Origin of the sequence: Amycolatopsis sp. H20-H5 (genome assembly GCF_035828755.1) — a bacterium.
In the GTDB taxonomy this organism is placed as follows: Bacteria; Actinomycetota; Actinomycetes; order Mycobacteriales; family Pseudonocardiaceae; genus Amycolatopsis.
This window is the reverse complement of the sequence record NZ_JAYMZS010000158.1, coordinates 1-16,479: the sequence shown is the minus strand read 5'-3', so window position 1 is coordinate 16,479 and position 16,479 is coordinate 1. Positions and strand designations below refer to the sequence as shown.

Below are 16,479 nucleotides of genomic sequence, written 5' to 3'. Positions count from 1 at the left end.
TGGCCGCCACCCTCGCCGGACGCCTCTACGCACGCCTGGGCACCTGACACCCAGACCGGTCACTCCACCGGGTGAGCTGCACTGGCGCGGCTCGCGCGGGCCGCAGGACCTGTTCCATGCTGATGAGGCATCCGCCGGGCCGGGAACCCGAGTTCCCGGCGGCGAGGAGGGCACCGGGCAGTGATCGGGTCATCATCGTGGCACCAGCCTGCGCTGCCGCCGCACGCCGACCGCTGGGAGGCGTCGAGGGTCGACCACACGCCGTGGGTGGACACCGTGTTGGTGGCACGGGCCCGGGCCGGCGATGTGGCGGCGTTTGAGAGCCTGGTGCTGCGTCATCTGCGACCGGTGTACCAACTCGCGCGCCGAACTCTCCCGGCGGGCACCGCGGCGGACGAGGTCGTGGTGGAGGCGTTTGTGCGTGCGTGGCACGACCTCGAACGCTGTGGCCGGACTGCGGCCGGGTTCCGGGCATGGATCACGATGGTGACGGCGCAGGTGTGCCGTGAAACGAACCCCCGCTAGCCCCATTCCAGCGTCGGGAAACGGTCATTTGACGACATAGGTGGACGGCCTTCAGTGCGCGCGACCTCTGATCTTCATATTGGTGAGACCTCCGTGTCATCGGCGGCGGTGACGGGTCCTACCCGGGCGTCGCGCTGTGCTGCGTCATTTCGGGGGGTTGCGGCGGTAGGTGGCGTCGCGGCGGACCTGGTCGGCGTGCTCGGTGATGGCGCCGACCTGGTGGGCGAGGTGGCTGTGCTGGTCACCGAGGTGCGCCTGAGCCGCGGCGAGCGGGCGCAGGAGCGTGGCGGGGTCGTCATAGCCGAGAGCTTCGCTGAGCTGGGTGAGGCATTTCTGCGCCGCGGTGCCGAGGTCCTCCAGGACGCTGACCTGTCCGGCTAGCGCCCGCAGTGCCGCGACGTGTTCCCGGGGCCAGTCGGCTATGGCGCGGTCTCCGGCGCGGCGGGCCCGTTGGGGCGTCGAGGCGGGCTTCGCCGGTGGTCTCGCCGGTGCGGGACGGTTGCAGGCGCAGGTAGCGGCGTTCGGCGGCTTGTCTGCTGGCCACGCCGAGCGCGGGCACGAGCGCTGTCCAGCTGACGCCCGCGGCGCGGGCGGCGGTGATCAGCTCCGGCTCCCAGCCGGACCGTTCTTCGCGCAGCGAGCGCAGCGCGCTCAACGCGGCCAGCAACCCGCCCTCGTCGCAGGTCCCGTCGCGGGCGGCGAGCACCGAAGCCTGCACGCACCGGACGGCGCTGAGCGGGTCCAATCCATTTTGTCATCCTTTCGACGACCTCTTGAACGTCCACTGGGCGTGTTCTCCCGCCAGCTGTTCCTCGGCGACACCCTCGACACTGAGCACGTCAACGCCGACTACGACGCGAGTGTCCTGACCGTGCGTATCCCGATCGCGGGAGAACGCCGAATCGTGCCGCATCGAGATCTCCGCCATCGGCCGGGACCGCAACGAAATCCGAGCCTGACCGCCCGCCGCGCTGGACGAGGAGACGATCCAGGCGGAATTCGAGGCGTTGATGAACTCCGCTGCCGCACCCGGCCCATGCCCGCAGTCTCGTATCCACGAACCGCGCCACGCCGGGACACCGGTTCGCCCTCGGATGTCGCGGGGTGTGCTCCTCGTGGCTCGGCGGTGTGCATGGGAAGGTCCCCGCCTCCCACCCGCTGGCCAGCGACAACCACAGGAAGAAGGGTGATGCCTGTCCACAGAACCAACTAACTCACGAACTCGCCCGCCGCGCTCAAGCCCGAACAGTGAACTCCGGGCAGCGAGCGCGGTCCGCACGTCCGCCCTGGTGGAGGGGAGTCGTGCCCCGGCTCCCCTCCCCGAGCAGACCCGCTTTCCCTATCCCCCATATCTCGAAAGGAATGTCGCCCGCCGTGCCCGCGGCCACCGAATTCCCCAACGGTCTTCAGCGGCTTCGCGCCAGCACTGGGAACAGCGCTAAGGCGCGTGTGCCATACCTAGGCTCTCACGCATGTCTCGGAGTCCGCGCACGCCGACCGCGAGCCGTGGAGGCACTCGCCGAGCACCGTCTTGCCGTGAAAAGTGAGCCACATCGAGCAGGCCTAGACCTCACTCACCGCGCACCGAAAAACGCGGGCCGGAAGTTTGGTTTTGATCGAACCGGGGTAGTCCCGCGATGCCAGTCCCCACCCGCGATGGGTTCCACCGCAACAGCGTTGCGCGGTAGGCCCGCATCGAGAAAGAGAGAGCGTCCCCGTGATCGTGCTCGGAGTCATCTTGCTGATCGTCGGCTTCCTCGCGAAGATCTCCATTCTGTGGACGATCGGCATCGCCCTCGTAGTGATCGGCGCCGTCCTCGCGCTCGTCGGACGCAGTGGCCGCAAGGTCGGTGGCCGAGCCCACTGGTTCTGATTTCATCCCGGCAAACCGGTGTGAATGAACGGGTCACCAAAGAAAGGTTCACGACATGAGTGACAAGATCCAGAACAAGGCCGAAGAACTCAAGGGCAAGGCCAAGGAAGCAGTAGGTGACGCCACCGGAAACGAGCAGTGGCAGGCTGAAGGTAAGGCTGAGCAGGCCAAGGGTGCCCTCAAGCAGGCGGGCGAGAAGGTCAAGGACGCCGTCAAAGGCGTAACAGACTAAATATCGTCTCTTTTCTTATGCCCGACTGACGGTGGCTGGAGCATGCGGGCTCCGGCCACCGTTCACGTTCGGCAGCTCGTGTATCCGACGGATCCCGCAGCGCCGCAGGGAGCGTTCACATGGCATCGACACCTACTAGCAACCCGTTTCGTTCCGGCGGTGGTGAGGTGACCACGGTCGTCCCCCGCGGGCTGCGCATCGGTGCGGCGCTGGCCTGGCGGTTCCTCACGGTCGCCGCGGCACTCTTCGTGATCGCGTGGTTGATCGGCTACTTGTCGGTGGTGGTCATACCGTTGTCGATCGCGCTGCTCCTGGCCGCGCTGATGGCACCGGCCGTGGCGAAACTGGTCCACCTGCGCGTACCCCGCGGACTTGCGACCGCGATCGTGCTCATCGCCGGTCTGGCACTCCTCGGCGGTCTGCTCACCTTCGTGGTCGTGCAGTTCACTAACGGACTGCCCGCGCTGCGCAAACAACTCGGCGAGAGCTTGAACCACATCCAGGACTGGCTGCTCAACGGCCCGATCCATCTCAAGCAGGAACAGATCCAAGGCCTCATCAAACAGGGAATCGGCTACTTGCAAGGAGACCCTTCGTCTATCACTGCCGGCGCGCTCACCACTGCCGGCACTGTCGGCGAGATCCTCACCGGGTTCGCCCTCACCCTGTTCACCCTGATCTTCTTCCTCTCCGGCGGCGACACCATCTGGTCATTCCTCGTGCGCGGAGTTCCTTCGCTGGTACGGACCCGTGTCGACGTCGCGGGTCGGCGGGGCTTCGCCTCACTGGTCAGCTATGTCCGAGCCACCGCGCTGGTCGCGATCGTCGACGCGGTCGGCATCGGCATCGGACTCGCGATCATGGGCGTACCGCTGGTCGTGCCCTTGGCCACACTGGTGTTCATCGGCGCCTTCATCCCCGTCATCGGTGCGGTCATCGCGGGCGGGGTGGCAGTGTTGATCGCGCTCGTCACCAACGGCGTCTTCGGCGCCCTCATCGTGCTCGGCATCGTCATTCTGGTGATGCAACTGGAAAGCCACATCCTGCAACCGTGGGTGCTGGGCCGCGCGGTGCGGCTGCATCCGCTCGCCGTCGTACTCGCGATCGGGGCCGGTCTCGTCGCCGCGGGCATCCCTGGCGCACTTCTCGCCGTGCCCCTGCTCGCCGTGCTCAACGCCGGCATCAAGTCACTGCTGCACGAGGAAAACCCCAACCCCGACGACGTGGACGTCCTCAAGGACCAATCCGCGCAACCGAACGAAGAACCGTAGAACCGCCACTCCTCGGAGTGTTCCCGGTTTCGCAGACACCGACTATGCCACGATCTGACTAATATTTCCGTATCCTAGTTCAGAGTGGAATGTCTTGACTGGGTGCTGTAACACGGGCGGCACCTACCTCGTGTCCGCCAAGCCGGGAACGGTCCACGCTCGTTATCGGGGGCGAGTCTTGGTGTTCGGTTCGATCGTGTCCGCAAGTGTGGCTGGGTGCGTGGCGGTTATGACGTTGAGGGCCAGTCGTCGTAGGAAATGTGGTCGGCTGGGACGCCATGCTCGCGCAGGCGGGCGACGGTGGCGTCGAGCATGGCGGGTGAGCCCGCGACGAGCACGTGGTGGTCGGTCCAGCTGCCGGTGGGTCCGAGCGCATCGGCCAGTGTGCCGCGCACTCCGTCTGGCACGCTGCCGTTTTCGGTGACGGGAGTCAGCGTCAGCCAGGGGTTCGCCAGTGCCAACCGGCGCAGGCCGGTCAAGCCGTAGAGGTCTTGGGCTGTGCGGCCGCCGAGGAACAGGTTCACCTTGGGCGGGTTCTGGCGTCGCGCGAGGTCGTCGAGTATCGCGCACAGTGGCGCGAACCCGGTGCCGCCGGCGATGAGAAGGAGTTTCCGCTCGGTGGCCTGTGCGGTGGGTGCCTCGAGGTGGAGCCTGCCGATCGCGGGGCCGATGCGCCAGGTGTCGCCCGGTTGGGTGTGGTTGACGATCGCGCCGCTGACCCAGCCACCGGTGACCGCCCGGATGTGGAAGTCCAGGGCGCCGTCTTCGCGTGGCGCGTTCGCGGGCGACAGGTGGCGCCACAGGCGGGGTCGCTGCGGGATTTCGACGCTGACGTGGTCGCCTGCCCGGTAGGGCACCGGTTCTTCCGGCTGCACGCGCACCACAGCGATGTCGGAGGCGAGCTTGCGGTGGTCCAGCACGAGCGCCTTCCACCAGTTCGGGCCCCGGTCCGATCCCGCGCCCGCTTGCATCGTGGAGGCGACGAGGCCGTAGGCCGTGGTCCAGGCCTGCTCGACCTCACGCGTCCAGTCGTCTCGCAGAAACTGCTTGAGCGCGGCCAGCAGCGCGACGCCCACCGCGTCGTAGTGGCGCGCCAGCACATCGAATTTGCGGTGGTCACGGCCGAGGTGACGCAGGAACTGTTCGAGCTTCGCCGTGTCGTCGACGCTGCGCACGATCTGCAACAGAGCGCCGAGCAACCGGCTACGCTGGGTGGCCATGTTGGCGGGAAAGAGGTCCCGCGTGTCCGGTGCCACAGTGAACAAAGCGCCGTAGAAGTAGCCTGCCAGCTTCTCCTGATGTGGCGCTACGACCGCGAAACTGGCTCTGAGCAGCCGCGCTAGCTCTGTCTCGGCGGGTTCTTGGTGGTGCGCCCCGATGGTCATGGTTCCGTCCCGTCTCTCGCCAACCTCCCCAACTTCGCAACCGACTGTAACTGACGTCAGGTCAACTTGTAGCCCGGACGAGTGATGTGCCAGGGTGACGAGCTATGGAGCGGGCTGGACGGGACACGCACGGCTTCGGGTCGTTGGGCGAGCAGCTGCTGCAGGTCGGGTACGGCACCGAGGACCGTGCGCAGCGGTTCTACGAGGAGCAGATGCTCGATCATCTCAACGACTCGATGATCGAATTCGTGGGCCGGATGGAGATGGCGTTCATCGCGACGTCCGACAGAGCGGGTGCGGCGGACTGTTCACTGCGCACGGGGCCGCCGGGGTTCATCCAGGTCCTGAGCAGGCAGGAGATCGCGTACCCGGAGTACCGCGGCAACGGGGTATTCGCGAGTCTGGGCAACATCAGCGAGAACCCGAACGTCGGCATCCTGCTGGTCGACTTCGTGCGCGATGTGATCGGCCTGCACATCAACGGCCGTGCTCGCGTCAGGCCGGACGCGGACCTCCGCGCGCACTACCCTGAGGTGTCCTTCGACACTGGGCGGGGGCGCACACCAGAGCGGTGGGTGCTAGTCCAGCTCGACGAGGCCTACATCCACTGCCGCAAGCACATCCCGCGAATGCAGCCCGTACCGATGACCCGCGACTGGGGCACCGACGATGTGAAACGCAAAGGTGGGAACTACTTCGGAGTCCGCGCAGCCGAGGACACCACGCAACCCGTCGACGCCACCACTGTCCCCCCAGCGCAACGCTAGCGGCCTCAAGCCGGCACCGGGCACCCCGACGTTCTGCCCGAGCAGCTGGACGTGCCCGCTTGAGTGCCGCCCCTTCCGTCGCACCGGCGTACCCCTGCTCGGCCACCAGCGCCACGATCCCCCGGAGCAGCCGAGCACGCTGCGCCGCGGGCACCTCGTCCCGGGTCAGGTTGCGATGACCCCGAGGCAGAATTGGCACGTCACCGGTATCCACACCAAGGAATCTACCGACAGGTGACCTCGGCGACAGCGTCCTGCCGCGACGAAGGACCGCTCCCCAACAGCCCGGAACGTTGCTTGCCGGAACGCGGCGCGATCGAGGTCGTGACGCCCAATACGGCCCTGACCCAGTCGCTCCCGCTGGTATCCGCCGCAGTGATGACCAGGTCAGCACGCCGCCGCCGCCGATGTCATCGCATCGCAGACCTCGGCCGCAACGACACACCGCGCTGAACCATGATGACCTACGCCGCCGACATGAGCATAACCCCTTCCACTTCCCTCATGAGGGAATGCTGCACTATCTCGATCATATCCCGACAGGGACCACAAGGGGTATTTCCGTTCTTTTCCAGGACCACATCGTCGAATTTGCCCGAACAGTTCGCGAACCGGCGTACGCCACCAACCGACGAAGAAACAGCTACCCCGAGCGACACCCGAGACCGACGGCACGGCCCACTTTCGCGACTGTCGGAGGTTCACACCACCCATCGCGCTTCCACACTGACGTTTCCCTTGCCCCGGCCCCTGCCCCGCGTCACCGTTTCGTCCTGAGCGCCGCTGTCGCTGTCGACAAGGTACGCCGCGGTATGTGCAAAAACCCTCTGCGTGGTAAGGGACACACGGAGGCTGCTCACGACCTCAACGGTACCCGTTGGGCGGTACTGAAAACTCGCCGGATCTCACCGGTGAGCAACGCACCACCCTGGCGGTGATCGCCAAGACCAACCACCGCCTCTACCGCGCATACCTGCTCAAAGATTCAAGCGCTGGCCAAGACAATCCGGCGCTACCTGCCGCTGATCCGCAACACCTTCGACCACGGCCTGTCCAACGCACGCGTCGAAGCCACCTACACCCACCTGCGTGTCCTATTCCGACGCGCCTACGGATTCCGCCCCCAGCACTCATCGCCATGGCAATGCTTACCAGGGGCGGACTCTGCCCACCACTCCCCGGACGATCATAAAAACCCACCCACCGAACAACAGGTGAGCCGGAACTTCAGGATCTCTCATTTGCCCGCCGAAGCTCCCTATTCTTCTTCTCCAACTCCGCGTCCCGCGCGTTCACCGACTCGGCCAACGACGGACCAACCGACCGGTGACCGTCTTGCGCCAGCCGGAACCAGTGCCGCAACGTCTCCGGACTTACCCCAACTGGGACGCGACCCGAGCGATCGCGCCACGCCCCGGCCCAGACTCCTTCTCCAGCTCACGCACCATCGCCACGGCACGTTCCTTCAACTCAACCGGGCACCTGCTCACTGCTGCCACGCCGTTCATCCTTCCCAGAACGATCGGCCTCCAACAAACCCGGGGCGATCCGCAATGTGCTCGCATCCGTGTTGTGTTTCCCGTTTTCCCGGAAGGATCATGTGCGGCGGGTAGGGTGCCTATTGTTACCCCAGACCCCGGTGGCCTGACACTCGCAAGATCACGGCCGCAGACCAGGAATCGTGGTTTTTAGCGGTGAGGCCGGATCTCGTGGAATCCTCCTCGATTCAAGAAAGCTGGCCTCATGAGAGCATTACACAGAACTGGGTCCGCGCTCGCGGCAATCGCCTTGGCTGTGGGGGTGGCCGTCGTGGTCCCGGCTGCCGCGCAGGCGGCGACGAGCCCGCCTTTCGGCTCCGCCTCGAACTTCGCGGTGCTGGGCGCTTCGACGGTCACCAACACCGGTCCGACCGTGGTCACTGGTGATTTGGGAGTCAGCCCGGGGACAGCCGTGGTGGGCTTTCCGCCCGGTTCGGTGGTCGGCACCGTCCACACCACCGACGCCGTGGCCGCCCAAGCCCAGGCCGACGTCGGTACGGCCATCACCTACGCCGCCGGTGAACCCTGCGACACTAACCTCACCGGGCAAGACCTCGGCGGACTGACCCTGCCCCCCGGGGTCTACTGCTTCAACTCCTCTGCTCAGCTGACTGGAACCTTGACCCTCGACGCACAGGGAAACCCCAACGCCGCCTGGGTGATCCAAGTCGCCAGCTCGCTGACTACCGGTAGCAACGCGGCAGTGGTGCTGACCGGCGGTGCGACCCCGTGCAATCACGACAACATCACCTGGCAGATCGGCGCCAGCGCTACTATCGGCACCGGGACCAGTTTCGTCGGCAATATCCTCGCCGGAACATCGATCACTGTCGCCGGCAATGCGGACAGCACCGGCAGCCTTTACGCGCATACCGGAGCCGTCACCATGGACTCCAACAAGGTCAGTACCTGCGCCGGTGCAGGCAACCAGGCCGGACCCACAATCACCACCACGCCCTCCGGCTCGGTCCCGGTCGGCGGCGCTCTTTCGGACACCGCGCGGCTGACCGGCGGCGCCTCGCCCACGGGGACCGTGACCTTCACCCTCTTCGGCCCCGGCGACCTGACCTGCGCCGCGCCGATCGCCACCAGGACCAGTGCGCTCACCGGGCGCACCGCGACCTCGGGCCCTGTCCCGGCCGGAGCTGTCGGCACCTACAACTGGATGGCGACCTACAGTGGTGACTCAGCCAACCGCGCGGTCACCTCACTCTGTGGCAGCGAACAAGTGGTGGTGACCGCACAAGTCCTCACCGGCAGGGCATATGGGCTCAGCGCGACCACGGTGTTGCTCGGCGGTCCCCTCATTACGGTGCTTCCCGTTCCCGACACCGGGTTCGTCTCGACGCCGTTGTCCTCGACGACGTCCACCCCGTGCGTCGCGACACTCAGCGGAGCGATCAGCGCCCACGCCCTGTGCGCCAACGTCACCACTCAGGCCACCCCTGCGATGTCGACAGCCGCCGCGTCGGTCGCCGACGCTACGGTCGCCGTCACCGCAATCCCGGTGACCAGCCTGCGTGCTGTGCAGTCCTCCTCGACCACGAACTGCGCGGGATCCGCGGGCACCACCACGATCGCCTTCTTGCAGGTCGGCACCACCGTGGTCATCGCCAAGCCCACTCAGATCGCGCCGAACACCGCGGTCGAGGTTGGTGTGGTGTCGCTTGTCCTCAACGAGCAGATCCCCTTCACCGCCCCGGATCAGGGGCTCACGGTCAACGCGGTGCACCTCAGGGTCAGTGCACTGGGCCTCTCTGCCGTCAACGTGGTCGTGGCCTCGTCTGAAAGCGACATCCGCAACTGCCCGCAACGGTGACGCGGTCACCGGCGGCTTCCGCCGCTGATGACCGTTCCTGAAGTGCCCGGCCACCTCACTGAAGGGCCTGACCGGTGGCAGCCGAGCGGGAGTCCGGACCCGGCCCGCCGACCGGGTGCACTATGCCTTCGCGCAGGCGACGATGACGCCGATGGTCGCGTTGGCAGCGGTGGCGTGGGCGGCCGCGCTAGCGGCCGCGGTGGTCGCGGCCCCGGCGGTGAAGGCGCCCAGGTTGGCGGCAGCGGCGCTGACGGCGGCCGGTGTGCCGGTGAGGACCCCCTCGGCGAACGCCTTCGCGGCGGCGGCCGCAGTCGCCGCGTCGACGACGTTGGCAGCGGCCGCGGTCGCTGCGTTGGCCGCGCTCACGGCCGCGGCGATGGCGTTGGCGCAGCCGGCCGGCGGGGTGTTCGTCGATGCCCGGCCCTGGGTGGTCGCGGCGGCGCTCATCGGTGCCATGGTGGACACCATGAGTGCGCAGGCAGCGAGGGAGGCGAGTGCGGCGCGGCGTACTTTCACTAGGAACTCCTCATGTAAAGGTGACTCCACCACACGACCGGAAAACAGTCGAGTCGAGGGAGAAAGCCGGTGTAAGTGAACCAGCTTCATCATCCAGTGGACCACCGATGACGTCCTGAAAACGCAAAGGCACCCGTTCGTGATGAACCACTGACATCTTTTGCGGAAGTGATCGGAAGGGACAGGTTCGATCCCGTTGAACTTGGCTATTCCGATCAGGCGGCGGTCCTCGTCGTCGAGGAAGAAGAACCGCTCGAGTTCCGGTCGTGTCGGGTCCTGCCCGAACGTCCCGTAGCTCTCGGCTTGCTCATCGGTCAGAAACTCCACTGGCACAGGGCGAAGCCGTACCACAGAGATGACGCTGACCAGGCGTACTCAACCCCGGACCTGACCGGTCAATGAGCCTGCTCTCGGACCTTGGTCACCCTAACGACGACCTGTTCGTTGTTGTAGGTGTAGCTCTCGTAGCTGAACTCGGTACCTGTGCGCTGCGTGTACTCCTGCCACGCCCGATACTCGTGATGGTGCCAGCCGGGGTAGTTGAAGTACTCGTCGAACACCACGATGCTGTCGGCGCGCAGTCTCGGCCCGGCCAGGTCCAGCACGGTACGGGCGGAGGAGTACAGATCGCAGTCGACGTGCAACAGGTCCACCGGACCCTGGTGCAGGGCCAGGAAGCCCGGCAGGGATTTGTCGAACCAGCCGACGACCAGCTCGGCACCCGGCACCTCCGGCAGCTCGTCCGAGCGGAACGCGCCTGCCGGGAAATCCGTTCGCCACGCTTCGGGCAGTCCGTCGAATGAATCGAAGCCATACACGTCGCGGCCGCCACGCGCATCGGCGATGATCCGCAAGGTGCTACCGCTGAACACGCCGAACTCCAATGCCATTCCGCCGGCCGGAGCGAGGTCGAGCGCGTGCCGCAGGGTGGCGTGGGGGTGGTCGAACCGGACGCATGTGGACATCACGTCGCGCAGCAGCTCGGCGCTCTGCCGCGCGGCCTCGGTGTCGGCGGCGAACACCAGGTCGTGGCGATGGCGTATCTCGGACTGAATGGTGGTGTCGATGATTCGTGCGGCCTCCCCGTGCAGGGCCGCGCGCAGTTCACTGACGGCCTCGCGCAATTGCGTGACGTTGTCGGTCTGCTCGCGGTGATAGCGTTGCACCACTTCTTCGACGGCGCGCATCGCTTTCTCACGCAGTGCCCGCCGTAGGTGTTCCACTGGCGCCCAATGGCGGACTTTGTCGAGCATCACGTCTCTCTCGTCGGATTGCTGGTTGAAACAAGGGCACTGATGGCACACTGCAGCGCGATGTCGCTATCGCACAGAGAATAGACGACGATGTGGCGCCTGCCTCGGCCAGCGACGGAACTCGTTCAGCGCCGGGTTGTGCCGACGAGCTGGAGCTCGAGAACCACGACAGCGACAGAGCTCCCCCGTCCCGCCCACCCGGACTCGACCTCGCCGCTGGCGGCACGGACGTTGATCGGCGGGCTCGCGGTGCTCAGCCAAGGCACGATCCCAGCCCGGACGGCGGGGTGGTCGTCGATCACCACCGCGCTCAGTCTCTTCGCAGGTTCCGTTCCGCCGTCTCCGGGCTCCCATCTCGCCTCCGTGCGTAAGGGCCCCGCCACTACCGCGCAGTCCGGGTCGACCGTTCCGGCCGTCGCGACCGACGGCTCGGGATCGTCCGAGTCGCCGACCGCGGCCACGCGGACTGTACCCGCGGCGCGCAGCACCGTCACCCTGGCGCCGGATCGCGCGACCGCCAGCGCGCACATCACCGTCTCGGCCAGCGCACGACGCACGTCCTTCGTCAACGGCGTCGCAGCGGCAACGGACCTCCTCCTCGCGGGTGTCTAACGTGCGGCCGGAAACTGATGTCATGTCGTCCAGTTTGGCGCCTAGAGCCGCGTAACTGACGGGGACTTTCACGCGGTCTGTTCTGGTGAAAGGGCCTTTGCAAGGTTGAATCGAGGGAGAGTCCCCTTCAGTCGCGACCCCAGGTTTGCCGTGTGCCCTGATGGGAGCCTTCACGGCGTTTAACGCTGTCATGGTGGCCTTCAGGGGCACGCGTGAAACGGTCGTGGCGGTATGAAACGGGCGAATGGGTAGACTTTTCGTCCTTTGTGGAGGGTAGGCGGCTTCGAAGGACAGGCGCTCGAGGCTTCGAGCGGCGGCTGCTGCGACAGTTCTCAGACGCGTTCTAACGTGCGGCCGGCGATGCCCGCCAGCAGCGGCAGCGCTCCCCCGAACCTGCTCCGGTCCTGCTCCGGTCGAGCAGCAGGAGCATCAACTGCCAGCCGACCACACCGAACGACCAGTACGGCGAGCCGAAGAACCACGCGGCGGGAAGGGCCGACCCCCAGCTACCGACCGGCCGCCTTCGCATCACGCTCAAGACAGCGTTCGCGCTACCCCAGCAAGTGGCGACTCCGCACGGGGCCGTCGCCGTACCCGGTGCCGACACCACGCCGACCGCCGCCAGTCCCACTCCTGCGCCGCCGCAAGCCGACACCGGCCCGCAGAGCGGCACCGTCAACAGAAGCGGGATTCCCTGCGCCACCTTGAGCACGGCATATCCACTGTGCCATCCCTTCCGTCCCAGCGTCCCCGCCTGCCATCGGCTGAGGAATCCGAACCGGCCGCAGCCAAGCCTTTGCACGACTGCGATGCGGCCTGGTATCGCAGTCCATGTGCTACTGCCGGGATCAGACACTCTAAGCACGTTCACAGCGGACACTCAGCGTCCACTCAGCACGCGACTTCTACCTTGACACCATGACAACGGGTCCACTGTGCCACGGGCCATCGGCATGACCGCCACTGGTGAGACCGCATCAGGGTCTGCGGAGCCGGAAGAGTCAGCCCTGCGAACAGAAGGCCCCCATGTTCTGGCGCCGCGGAAGCGGCTGCTGTCCCTCCGGCTGATAATCGCCTTGGTAGTCGCGTTAACGGGTCTGGTACTCGTCGGGATGCCGGGCACGGCACTTCTCGAAGAACACGCGGGCATCTGGAGCAAGGCTTTGACCTTCGGGGGCACGCTGCTGTTCGTCGCGGGAGGCCTCACCGCCACACGCGTTCTTGCCGCGCATGTCGAACGCAGGTTCACGCACCGCCGATTCGGCGCGGCCGGCTCTACCCTCCGCATAATGATCACCGCGGTTGGCTACAGCGTGGTGGCCCTGACCGGGCTGAGCCTCATCGCCGTACCCTTGCAACAGCTCGTCCTCGGCGGTGCGCTGACGGGAGTGGTCATCGGTATCGCGGCACAGCAAACGCTCGGCAACGTGTTCGCCGGGCTGGTTATCCTGGTGGTCCGCCCCTTCCGGATTGGCGACACCATCGAAGTCCGGTCCGGGGCATTGAACGGCCCATTCACCGGCCGCGTCATTCACCTCGGGATGACCTACGTGACACTGACCGTCGACAACGGAACCCTGTTGCTGCCCAACGCCGGTGTCCTCGCCGCCGGTGTCACCGTAGGGCTGCCACCCACCACCGCGGAAGGCGACGCGCCACTCGCCGCACAGCCTGCGACTACACCGGAACCCGACAACGGCCCACCTCAGACGGAGATGGCAGACGCCTCACGGCAGTGACCCGACATGCGTCACGACCACCGGAGCCTTGGCGTCAACCTCAGCCCTGACTTTCTGGATGCTCGTGAGCAACGGGCTCGACGAGCCGACACAAGCCGGATCGGGCGCCTCGATGATCATCGTTTGGCCATTGCCGTCATCGATGACCAAGTGGTAGTCCGAATCGTTCTCCAGTTTGTATTTGGTCAGCGTGCTCTGCAGCCGGAACACCGTCGTCTCGGTCGGCTGGATGCAGGCAGGTCGCATGCACCTGGGTCACGCCGGGCACCGATTCGGCCAGGATGGTCGCGACATGCCGGTCGGTCTCGTTGTCGAACTCGTCACCGATCTCGACCACGCCCCCGGCCACGTCAACGGTCCAGCGACCCGATTCCCCGTACTCCGCCAACCGGTGACGCACGTCCGCGGCGATGGTGCGGTCGTCGCGGGCGATGACCCGTACCAGGTCACGCCGCGTGATAATGCCGACGACGCGGGAGCCGTCAACGATCGGCATACTGCGCACACGGCTGTCCAGCATCGCGATCACCAACTCGACCACATCGGTGCCCGCGCCCATCGCCGTGACCGGTGTGGTCATCACCTCGCCGACCGACACCGCCGGGTTCCGGGTCGCGTCCTCGCTGTTGTCCGGGTCGGAAGCGTTGTGATACCGGGCATCGCGGGGAAATCGATCGTGCAGGAGATCGGCTTCGGTGACTATGCCGATCAGGCGATCATCGTCGTCGACGACCGGCAACGCGGTGAATCCCTTGTCCGCCAGCATGCTCGCTGCCTGTTTCACCGGTGTTCCCGTAGTCACCGTGATCACCGGGACGCTCATGAGGTCGCGTACTCGCATCGGGCCCTGCCTTTCTCGATCGGAGACTGCCGACGCTAGGCGCCGCGGGCGGCGAACTCTGCGGTCCTTGGTCCCCGGACACCGGGACCTCTGTCACCCCCTTACCCCGGCGGATCGAAGCGGTGGTGAGGTCCGCTCACGAACTGGCTCGGGACTGGCGAGATCGGGCCGGACTGTAACCTTTCGCACTCGGCGTACGACTCGCACTCGCGGAGCCGCAACACTCTTCACGGGAAAGCCGTACGCATGAAGAACACGATGACATGGGCAGTTCTCACCTTGGGACTCCTCGCAGGCGGCTGCGCGAGCACCGGACCGGCCCCGGTGACGCCTACTGGAACGCGAAAAAGGCAGGTGACCCCGGAGACTATGTGAAGGCCTGCGGTGTGTGGCCTTCCTGGATCGACCGAGGCGACACCCCCTGCCTCCCCGGTGAGAAGAAATGCAGTGTTCGGAAGAGCGCGGTCAGGCAGCCTCCCACTGCGGGCTACGAATGCCGCGATGGGGACGAGTCGAAATACCAGGTCTGCGCGGGACACGAGGCTTGGGTCGACGGCCAGGTGGAGTATGCGAACTGCGTGGACGGCGGGGGCAGATGGGACGTCGAAGAACAGCGCTGCGTGCGCGGGTGACGTGCGGGCGGGCGATAGCCGGGCACCACTACGAGACGGCCGGCGGGCGGTCTTTCACCCACCGCGTGACGTGCTCGGCGGCGTGCGTGACCGCCTCGGGCAACGTGGCGAACACGTGGCCACGGGCGAGAATCGGGGCCAGGGTGCCGACGGTGGCCAGAAGGCGGGTGTGCTCGGGGGTGGCGCCTTTGAGCAGGACGGTCACGCCCTTTTCGGCGAGTTCGTCCGCGAGTTCGCCGAGTGCGCGGGCGCCGGTCGTGTCGAGCAGGGCGACGGCGCTGAGCCGGAGGATCACCACCCGGACGTCGGCGGTGGCGGTGATCTGGGCGAGGAACCTCGCCGCGACCGCGAAGAACAGCGGTCCGTCGAAACGGTAGACGAGCACGTGTTTGGTGAGCAGCGCGTGCTCGGTGGCGCTGGTGATGTCGTCGGGGCTCAACGACTCCGGCACCGCTCGAGCGGTCTTCGCCATCCGCGCCACGACCAGGAGCACCGCGACGGCCAGCCCTGCTTCGACGGCCGTGATGAGGTCGAACGCGACCGTGCAGACGGCGGTCACCACGAACACGACCGCGTCGGCGCGAGTGGAGCGGAGGACGGCCCGGATGGTGTGACGCTCGACCATGCGGTAAGCGACGACCAGCAGGACCCCGGCCAACGCGACCAGCGGGATCTTGCCCACCAGCCCGGACGCGGCGTAGATGATCACCGCGAGCAGGAGTGCGTGGGTCAGCGCGGCGACCCTGGTCTGGGCTCCGGATCGGGCGTTGACCGCTGTGCGGGCGATCGCGCCGGTGGCCGGGAGGCCGCCGCACAGTCCCGACGCGATGTTGGCCAGGCCCTGGCCGAACAGTTCGCGGTCGGGGTTGTGGCGGGGTGCGTCGCTCATGCCGTCCGCGACGCGGGCGGACAGCAGGCTCTCGAGTGCGGCGAGGAAGGCCACGACCAAGGCAGGGGCGATGAGACCGGGAAGTCCGGCGAAATCCGGCAACGACGGGGCAGGCAGGCTTGACGGAAGGTTTCCGATGACGGTGACTTCGGCTCCGGTGAGCGAAGCCACCCCGGTGACCACGACGACCGCGATCAGGCTCGCCGGGAGCGATCGGTGCAGTTTGGGCAGCGCCACGGCCAAGACGACCGACAGCGCCAGCAGTCCCAGGACAGCCCACTGAGGGTGCTGGGCGAACCGGGCCACGGTCACCGCGGCGGCGGCCGCGGCGTTCTCGACGTCGGGTTTCGCGACGCCGAGCGCGCTGGGGACCTGCTGGGCGGCGATGACGATCGCGATGCCCAGGGAGAAGCCTTCTACCAGGGGCCAAGGGATGTAGGTCAACAGCCTTCCCAGACGTAACAGACCGGCTGCCAGCACGACCACGCCCGCGAGCACGGCGATCGGGTACACGACCGAAGTGCCGTGGCGGGCGACCAGCGGCACGAGCACCACGGTCATCGCCCCGGTGGGACCTGACACCTGCA

Annotated in this window: 17 protein-coding genes and 1 pseudogene; 11 read left to right on the top strand and 7 right to left on the bottom strand. The window is 66.7% G+C overall.

The genetic code is table 11. The features are described 5' to 3' along the window. From QMK34_RS43005 to QMK34_RS42995, 3 genes are all read left to right on the top strand, one after another. A partial coding sequence (locus QMK34_RS43005) for a hypothetical protein (RefSeq protein ID WP_326420596.1) occupies positions 1 to 184 on the top strand: 184 nt, incomplete at its 5' end. Continuing rightward, the gene (locus QMK34_RS43000) at positions 181 to 525 is read left to right on the top strand and encodes an RNA polymerase sigma factor (RefSeq protein WP_326420595.1); all 345 of its coding nucleotides are present in this window, start codon (positions 181 to 183) and stop codon (positions 523 to 525) included. The genes QMK34_RS43005 and QMK34_RS43000, both read left to right, overlap by 4 nt. A gap of 195 nt (positions 526 to 720) precedes the next feature. Further along, a complete protein-coding gene (locus QMK34_RS42995) occupies positions 721 to 906 on the top strand; it encodes a hypothetical protein (protein WP_326420594.1) in 186 nt (61 codons plus the stop codon). Here QMK34_RS42995 and QMK34_RS42990 read toward each other — a convergent pair. Next, positions 821 to 1,270, bottom strand: coding sequence for an HSP18 transcriptional regulator (locus QMK34_RS42990; protein ID WP_326420597.1), 450 nt, complete (start codon positions 1,268 to 1,270; stop codon positions 821 to 823). The genes QMK34_RS42995 and QMK34_RS42990 overlap by 86 nt on opposite strands. A 30-nt stretch (positions 1,271 to 1,300) precedes the next feature. On the opposite strand from QMK34_RS42990, the pseudogene QMK34_RS42985 reads away from it, so the two are divergent. The 4 genes and pseudogenes from QMK34_RS42985 to QMK34_RS42970 all read left to right on the top strand — a co-directional run. Then, positions 1,301 to 1,484 (top strand): annotated as a pseudogene (locus tag QMK34_RS42985) (Hsp20/alpha crystallin family protein); the annotation flags it as partial. A gap of 758 nt (positions 1,485 to 2,242) precedes the next feature. After that, positions 2,243 to 2,398, top strand: coding sequence for a hypothetical protein (locus tag QMK34_RS42980; RefSeq protein WP_326420593.1), 156 nt, complete (start codon positions 2,243 to 2,245; stop codon positions 2,396 to 2,398). 55 nt (positions 2,399 to 2,453) lie between these two features. Continuing rightward, positions 2,454 to 2,630, top strand: coding sequence for a CsbD family protein (locus QMK34_RS42975; RefSeq protein ID WP_326420592.1), 177 nt, complete (start codon positions 2,454 to 2,456; stop codon positions 2,628 to 2,630). A gap of 119 nt (positions 2,631 to 2,749) precedes the next feature. Continuing rightward, complete coding sequence (locus QMK34_RS42970) at positions 2,750 to 3,901, top strand: AI-2E family transporter (protein WP_326420591.1); 1,152 nt, start codon at positions 2,750 to 2,752, stop codon at positions 3,899 to 3,901. Positions 3,902 to 4,128: 227 nt separating this feature from the next. Here QMK34_RS42970 and QMK34_RS42965 read toward each other — a convergent pair whose 3' ends face one another. Further along, on the bottom strand, positions 4,129 to 5,286 hold the full coding sequence (locus QMK34_RS42965) for a globin domain-containing protein (RefSeq protein WP_326420590.1): 1,158 nt from the start codon (positions 5,284 to 5,286) through the stop codon (positions 4,129 to 4,131). A 104-nt stretch (positions 5,287 to 5,390) separates the two neighbouring features. Here QMK34_RS42965 and QMK34_RS42960 point away from each other — a divergent pair, with 104 nt between their 5' ends. The 3 genes from QMK34_RS42960 to QMK34_RS42955 all read left to right on the top strand — a co-directional run bounded on the left by QMK34_RS42960 (position 5,391) and on the right by QMK34_RS42955 (position 9,410). Continuing rightward, on the top strand, positions 5,391 to 6,053 hold the full coding sequence (locus QMK34_RS42960; protein WP_326420589.1) for a pyridoxamine 5'-phosphate oxidase family protein: 663 nt from the start codon (positions 5,391 to 5,393) through the stop codon (positions 6,051 to 6,053). A 983-nt stretch (positions 6,054 to 7,036) separates the two neighbouring features. After that, the gene (locus QMK34_RS48160) at positions 7,037 to 7,666 is read left to right on the top strand and encodes a transposase (RefSeq protein ID WP_442785342.1); all 630 of its coding nucleotides are present in this window, start codon (positions 7,037 to 7,039) and stop codon (positions 7,664 to 7,666) included. 130 nt (positions 7,667 to 7,796) lie between these two features. Continuing rightward, positions 7,797 to 9,410, top strand: a complete 1,614-nt coding sequence (locus QMK34_RS42955) for an ice-binding family protein (RefSeq protein ID WP_326420588.1) — start codon at positions 7,797 to 7,799, stop codon at positions 9,408 to 9,410. A 120-nt stretch (positions 9,411 to 9,530) separates the two neighbouring features. Here the strand turns inward: QMK34_RS42955 and QMK34_RS42950 are convergent, their stop codons facing one another. The 3 genes from QMK34_RS42950 to QMK34_RS42940 all read right to left on the bottom strand — a co-directional run bounded on the left by QMK34_RS42950 (position 9,531) and on the right by QMK34_RS42940 (position 11,736). Further along, positions 9,531 to 10,253, bottom strand: a complete 723-nt coding sequence (locus QMK34_RS42950; RefSeq protein WP_326420587.1) for a hypothetical protein — start codon at positions 10,251 to 10,253, stop codon at positions 9,531 to 9,533. Positions 10,254 to 10,321: 68 nt separating this feature from the next. Next, positions 10,322 to 11,179, bottom strand: coding sequence for a class I SAM-dependent methyltransferase (locus QMK34_RS42945; RefSeq protein WP_326420586.1), 858 nt, complete (start codon positions 11,177 to 11,179; stop codon positions 10,322 to 10,324). Between the two features lie 125 nt (positions 11,180 to 11,304). Beyond that, entirely contained in the window at positions 11,305 to 11,736 is a 432-nt protein-coding gene (locus QMK34_RS42940) for a hypothetical protein (RefSeq protein ID WP_326420585.1), read from the bottom strand. A 1,167-nt stretch (positions 11,737 to 12,903) separates the two neighbouring features. Between QMK34_RS42940 and QMK34_RS42935 the strand changes: the two genes are divergently transcribed. Then, positions 12,904 to 13,530, top strand: a complete 627-nt coding sequence (locus QMK34_RS42935; protein ID WP_326420584.1) for a mechanosensitive ion channel domain-containing protein — start codon at positions 12,904 to 12,906, stop codon at positions 13,528 to 13,530. Between the two features lie 136 nt (positions 13,531 to 13,666). On the opposite strand, the gene QMK34_RS42930 is transcribed toward QMK34_RS42935, so the two are convergent. Both QMK34_RS42930 and QMK34_RS42925 read right to left on the bottom strand, forming a co-directional pair. Further along, positions 13,667 to 14,371, bottom strand: coding sequence for a CBS domain-containing protein (locus QMK34_RS42930; protein WP_326420583.1), 705 nt, complete (start codon positions 14,369 to 14,371; stop codon positions 13,667 to 13,669). A gap of 660 nt (positions 14,372 to 15,031) precedes the next feature. Further along, positions 15,032 to 16,479, bottom strand: a 1,448-nt coding sequence (locus tag QMK34_RS42925; RefSeq protein WP_326420582.1) for a SulP family inorganic anion transporter, incomplete at its 5' end; no start/stop codon positions are given.

Coding starts and splice junctions, on each gene's coding strand:
- QMK34_RS42975 (WP_326420592.1), top strand. CDS start 2,454: ATGAGTGACAAGATCCAGAACAAGGCCGAAGAACTCAAGGGCAAGGCC.
- QMK34_RS42970 (WP_326420591.1), top strand. CDS start 2,750: ATGGCATCGACACCTACTAGCAACCCGTTTCGTTCCGGCGGTGGTGAG.
- QMK34_RS42965 (WP_326420590.1), bottom strand. CDS start 5,286: ATGACCATCGGGGCGCACCACCAAGAACCCGCCGAGACAGAGCTAGCG.
- QMK34_RS42960 (WP_326420589.1), top strand. CDS start 5,391: ATGGAGCGGGCTGGACGGGACACGCACGGCTTCGGGTCGTTGGGCGAG.
- QMK34_RS42955 (WP_326420588.1), top strand. CDS start 7,797: ATGAGAGCATTACACAGAACTGGGTCCGCGCTCGCGGCAATCGCCTTG.
- QMK34_RS42945 (WP_326420586.1), bottom strand. CDS start 11,179: ATGCTCGACAAAGTCCGCCATTGGGCGCCAGTGGAACACCTACGGCGG.
- QMK34_RS42935 (WP_326420584.1), top strand. CDS start 12,904: ATGCCGGGCACGGCACTTCTCGAAGAACACGCGGGCATCTGGAGCAAG.
- QMK34_RS42930 (WP_326420583.1), bottom strand. CDS start 14,371: ATGCGAGTACGCGACCTCATGAGCGTCCCGGTGATCACGGTGACTACG.